Source organism: Streptomyces sp. NPDC051940, from assembly GCF_040680895.1.
In the GTDB taxonomy this organism is placed as follows: Bacteria; Actinomycetota; Actinomycetes; order Streptomycetales; family Streptomycetaceae; genus Streptomyces.
In genome coordinates, this window is the sequence record NZ_JBFAXR010000062.1 from 1 (window position 1) to 5,126 (window position 5,126).

Sequence of the window (5,126 nt, forward strand, 5' to 3'; positions counted from 1 at the left end):
GCTCGTTCACCGTTCGGCCCAGGCGCGCGGCACTGCTCTGTCGGACCGCTCCCCGGTGGTCGTCCACCTCAGCGCCAGTCACGGCCCGCGCGGCCCGCCCGGGGGATCGACCCGGTCGTGGCGGGGTACCACGCGCAATGGGGAGGGCCGGTCCGCACCGTGGTTCACCGGCCCGCCATGGGGAGTCCCCCGCCCCGCCAGGGGCACCGGGGAAGGGCCGAGGAGGGCCGGTGACGACGTATGACGAGCGATCGAGCCTCAGTGATCTGACCAGCACCGCGGAGCAGGTGCGCAGGTCTGTCGAGAGCGTGATCGAGGGCAAGCCGGAGGCCGTGCGGCTGTCACTGACCGTCCTTCTCGCCGAGGGCCATCTGCTGATCGAGGACGTACCGGGCGTGGGCAAGACCATGCTCGCCAAGGCGCTGGCCAGGTCGATCGACTGCTCGGTGCGCCGTATCCAGTTCACCCCGGACCTGCTGCCCTCGGACATCACCGGTGTGAGCGTGTTCGACCAGCAGCGCCGGGACTTCGAGTTCAAGCCGGGCGCGATCTTCGCGCAGATCGTGATCGGCGACGAGATCAACCGGGCCTCGCCCAAGACGCAGTCCGCGCTGCTGGAGTCGATGGAGGAGCGGCAGGTCACCATCGACGGGCAGACGTACGAACTGCCCAGCCCCTTCATGGTGGTGGCCACGCAGAACCCCATCGAGATGGAGGGCACCTACCCCCTCCCCGAGGCCCAGCGCGACCGCTTCATGGCCCGGCTGTCCATCGGCTACCCGAGCGCCGAGGCGGAGCTGGAGATGCTGGACGTGCACGGCGGCGTCTCGCCGCTGACGGACCTGCAGCCGGTGGCGCACGCGCACGACATCCAGAAGCTGATCGACGCGGTGCGCACCGTGCATGTCGCCGATTCGGTACGGCGCTACGCGGTGGACCTCGTCACGGCCACCCGCACCCACCCCGAGCTGCGCCTGGGCGCCTCGCCGCGCGCCACGCTGCACCTGCTGCGCGCCGCGAAGGCCACCGCGGCGCTGTCGGGCCGCGAGTTCGCGCTGCCGGACGACGTACAGGCCCTCGCGGTCGCCGTGCTCGCCCACCGGCTGCTGCCGACCGCGCAGGCCCAGCTGAACCGGCGTACCGCGGAGCAGGTCGTCGAGGAGATCATCCAGCGCACGCCCGTCCCGACCGCGGACTACCGCGGCGGTGCCCGTCCCGCGACCGGCCAGGTGTACAACCAGCAGTCGCCGGACTCCCGGAGGTACTGATGGCCGTCGATGCCCCCGCCGGTCCGGAGCAGGGCTCCGGCCGGCCCGGCGGGCTGCGCGCGGCTTTCGCCGGTACGACGACCCGCGGCCGGTCCTTCCTGGCCGCGGGGGTCGCCGCGGCGGCCTGCAGCTACATCCTGGGGCAGGGCGACCTGCTGCGGGTCGGCCTGCTGCTGGCGGCGCTGCCGCTGGTGTGCGTGGCCGTGCTGAACCGCACCCGGTACCGGGTCGCGGGCAGCCGCCGGCTCTCCCCCGCCCGGGTGCCCGCGGGCTCCGAGGCGCGGGTGCACCTGCGCCTGGACAACGCCTCGCGGCTGCCCACCGGGCTGCTCATGCTGCAGGACCGCGTCCCGTACGTACTGGGGCCCCGGCCCCGGTTCGTCCTGGACCGGGTGGAGCCGGGCGGGCGCCGCGAGGTGTCCTACCGGGTCCGCTCCGACCTGCGCGGACGCTATCCGCTGGGGCCGCTGCAGCTGCGGCTGACCGACCCGTTCGGGATGTGCGAGCTGACCCGCTCCTTCAGCGCGTACGACACGCTGACCGTCGTACCGAAGACGGAGGCGCTGGCCCCGGTGCGGCTGGCCGGCGAGTCGTCCGGCTGGGGCGACGGGCGGCGGCGCACCGTGGCGCTGGCCGGCGAGGACGACGTGATCCCGCGCGAGTACCGGCACGGCGACGATCTGCGGCGCGTGCACTGGCGCTCCACGGCCCGCTACGGCGAGCTGATGGTGCGCCGCGAGGAGCAGCCGCACCGGGCGGGCTGCACCGTGCTGCTCGACACCCGGCGCGCCGGATACTACGGCGCGGGCCCGGACTCCGCCTTCGAGTGGGCGGTCTCGGCCGCCGCGTCCACGGCCCTGCACATGCTGGAGCGCGACTACGCCGTACGGCTGCTCACCGACACCGGTGACTCCGTGCCGGGCCCGGAGTCCGCGGGCGGCGCGGTGGGCGCGCACTCGGAGTCGGCGGACTCGGCCGGGCTGATGCTGGACACGCTCGCGGTGATCGACCACTCGGACTCCGAGGAGCTCTCCGCGGCGTACGACGTGCTCCGCTCGGGGCACGAGGGGCTGCTCGTGGCGTTCGTCGGCGAGCTGGACGACGACCAGGTGGCGCTGGTGGCCCGGATGCGGCGCCGGACCGGCGCGGCCCTGGTCTTCCTGCTGGACAGCGCGGCCTGGTCGATGACGGACGGCGAGGCGCAGGACGACGGACGCCTGGACGACCAGGTACGGATGCTGCGCGAGGCGGGCTGGACGGCACTGCCGGTGCGCCCGGGCGACCGGATGCCCGATCTGTGGCGGCAGGCCGAGGGCCAGGCGCAGCAGGTCAAGACGGGGGCGTGAGGAACGTGGAGGGGACATGTTGAGCGGCCGCGGACGGATGGCGCTGGCCGCCTGGACGGCGACGATGCTGACGGCCGCGGCGCTGCTGCCGCTGACCGACAGCGCGGGGTGGTTCTTCCAGGCGGTCTTCCTCGTCACGGTGATCACCGGGGCCGGCCTCGTGGGCCGCCGGGTGCCGCTCGCACGGCCGCTGACCGTGCTGGGGCAGCTGGTGCTGACCGTGGTGCTGCTGACGCTGATGTTCGCCGCCGACCAGGCGATCGGCGGGCTGATCCCGGGACCGGAGGCGATCCGCGAGTTCGGCGACCTGTACCGCACGGGCGGGCAGGGCGTGCAGGACTACGCCATCCCCGCGCCGGTCACCGAGGGCATCCGGCTCATGCTGCTCTCCGGGGTGGCGGCGGTCGCCGTGTGCGTGGACGCGCTCGCGGTGACGTACCGCAGCGCCGCCCCCGCGGGGCTGCCGCTGCTGGCCATGTACTCGGTGGCGGCGGGCATCAACCAGGGCAACGGCGAACTGCTCTTCTTTCTGGCCGGCGCCGGCTATCTGATGCTGCTGCTCGCCGAGGGCCGCGAACGGCTCTCCCAGTGGGGGCGGGTCTTCGCGGGCCTGGGCACCCGGCCGGGCCGCCCGTACGAGTCGGGCTCGCAGCCCGTCACGCCCATGCGCACCGGCCGGCGGATCGGGGGGCTCGTCCTCGGACTCGCGCTCTTCGCACCGGCGATCATGCCCTCGCTGAGCGGCGGGCTGCTGGACGGCGCGGGCACCGGTCCCGGCCAGGGGCCGGGCGGCGGGCTGGTCAACTCCGTCAACCCCGTCGTGGCGCTGCAGCAGAACCTGAACCAGCCCGACAACCGCGAGGTGCTGCGCTACAAGGCCGGCGACAAGAAGCAGAGCCAGAGCCTGTATCTGCGGTTCGTCGCCCTCGACCGCTTCGACGGGGTCATGTGGACCGCCGGGAAGCGCCGTATCGAGCCCATCCCGAAGCAGCTGCCGCGGCCCCAGGGCATGACCCTGGAGGACCTCGCGGTGGACGTGCTGGACGTGAAGGTCGAGGCGGAGGACTGGTACGAGCAGTCGTGGCTGCCGATGTCGTATCCGGTGGCGTCCGTGGACGTCGACGACAAGGACTGGCAGTTCGAGCCCGAGGGCCGGATGGTCGTCGGCACGGACGGCGAGGACACGGGCGGCACGGACTACCGGCTCAAGGTGTACGACGTGCAGCCCACCGCCGAGCAGCTCGCCTCCGCCGGAGCGCCGCCCTCGGACCTGCGCGCGGAGTACACCCAGCTGCCGCCCCGCTTCCCCGCGGAGGCCCGGCGCAAGGCCGCGGCCGTCACGAAGAACGCGCCCACGGCGTACGACAAGGCGGTGGCGCTGCAGAAGTTCTTCCAGAACAACTTCACCTACGAGACCGACGTCGACGTCGACCGCAACGACCCCGACGCGATCCTGGACTTCCTGAAGGACCGCAAGGGTTTCTGCGTGCACTTCTCCTTCGCCATGGCGGCGATGGCCCGCTCGCTGGACATCCCGGCGCGGATCGCGGTCGGCTTCACGCCGGGCGACCCGACGGCTGACGGGGAGATGTCGGTGGGGCTGAAGGACGCGCACGCGTGGCCCGAGCTGTACTTCGAGGGCGTGGGCTGGACGCGCTTCGAGCCGACGCCCACGCGGGGCTCCGTGCCGTCGTACTCCCTCGGCCAGAGCAGCTCCTCGGTGCCGCGGCAGAACCCCGACGACCCGGCCGTGCAGCCCAGCACGAGCGAGTCGGCCGCGCCGGCGCCCAGCTCCTCGTCCAACTGCCCCGAGTCGGTGCGGCGGCTGGACCCCGCGGGGTGCGCCGACACGCTGGCCGGTCCGCTGGCCGACGAGTCGGACGACGACTCGTGGTTCACACCCGCCGTGCAGGGGCTGCTCGCGCTGGCGGTGGTCGTGGCGCTGCTCACGGCACCGGCGCTGTGGCGGCGCCGGCTGTGCCGGCTGCGGCTGGCGCGGGGGGCGCCCGCGCTCGCCGCGTGGGCGGAGCTCGGTGACAGCGCGTGGGACTACGGCATCCCGCCGGACGACGCGCTCACGCCGCGTACGGCGGTGGCGCGGCTGGTCCGGCTCGGTTCGCTGGACACGGAGGCCGCCGCGGCGGCCGAGCGGGTGGCGTCGGCGGTCGAACACGTTCTGTTCGCCCCGTCCCCGCCGCCCACGCCGGGCCTGACGGCCGACGTCCGCCGCGTCCTCGCGGGCCTCGCGTCGGCGGCCTCGCGTTCCACGCGCCTCCGCGCGCGGCTGGCGCCGCGGTCGTCGGTCCAGGTGTTCTGGGCCTGGTCCCAGGCCTGGACGACCCGCACCCAACGCTGGTCGGACTCCCTCCGCGAAGCCAGCCTCCGCCTACGGCGGACGCCTTAGGGGGCGGTCCACCCGCCATGGGGCGGTCCCTGGCGGGTGCGTTCCCTGGCGGGGGGCGGTCCCGCGCGGAGGCTGTCCCTGGCGGGAGGTGGTCCCTGGCAGGGGCGG

The 5,126-nt window shown here is 74.0% G+C and carries 3 protein-coding genes and 1 riboswitch; all 3 genes read left to right on the plus strand.

Annotated elements, in window-relative coordinates:
• Positions 1 to 9: 9 nt before the first annotated feature.
• Positions 10 to 92: riboswitch (ZMP/ZTP riboswitch) on the minus strand.
• Positions 93 to 230: 138 nt separating this feature from the next.
• Genes AB0M28_RS23205 through AB0M28_RS23215 form a run of 3 tightly spaced genes read left to right on the plus strand, consistent with a single transcriptional unit; the run spans position 231 to position 5,018 of the window.
• Positions 231 to 1,268, plus strand: a complete 1,038-nt coding sequence (locus AB0M28_RS23205; RefSeq protein WP_365408035.1) for a MoxR family ATPase — start codon at positions 231 to 233, stop codon at positions 1,266 to 1,268.
• Complete coding sequence (locus tag AB0M28_RS23210; RefSeq protein ID WP_365408038.1) at positions 1,268 to 2,614, plus strand: DUF58 domain-containing protein; 1,347 nt, start codon at positions 1,268 to 1,270, stop codon at positions 2,612 to 2,614. Before AB0M28_RS23205 ends, AB0M28_RS23210 begins: the two co-directional genes overlap by 1 nt.
• A 16-nt stretch (positions 2,615 to 2,630) precedes the next feature.
• Complete coding sequence (locus AB0M28_RS23215) at positions 2,631 to 5,018, plus strand: DUF3488 and transglutaminase-like domain-containing protein (RefSeq protein WP_365408041.1); 2,388 nt, start codon at positions 2,631 to 2,633, stop codon at positions 5,016 to 5,018.
• Positions 5,019 to 5,126 lie beyond the last annotated feature (108 nt).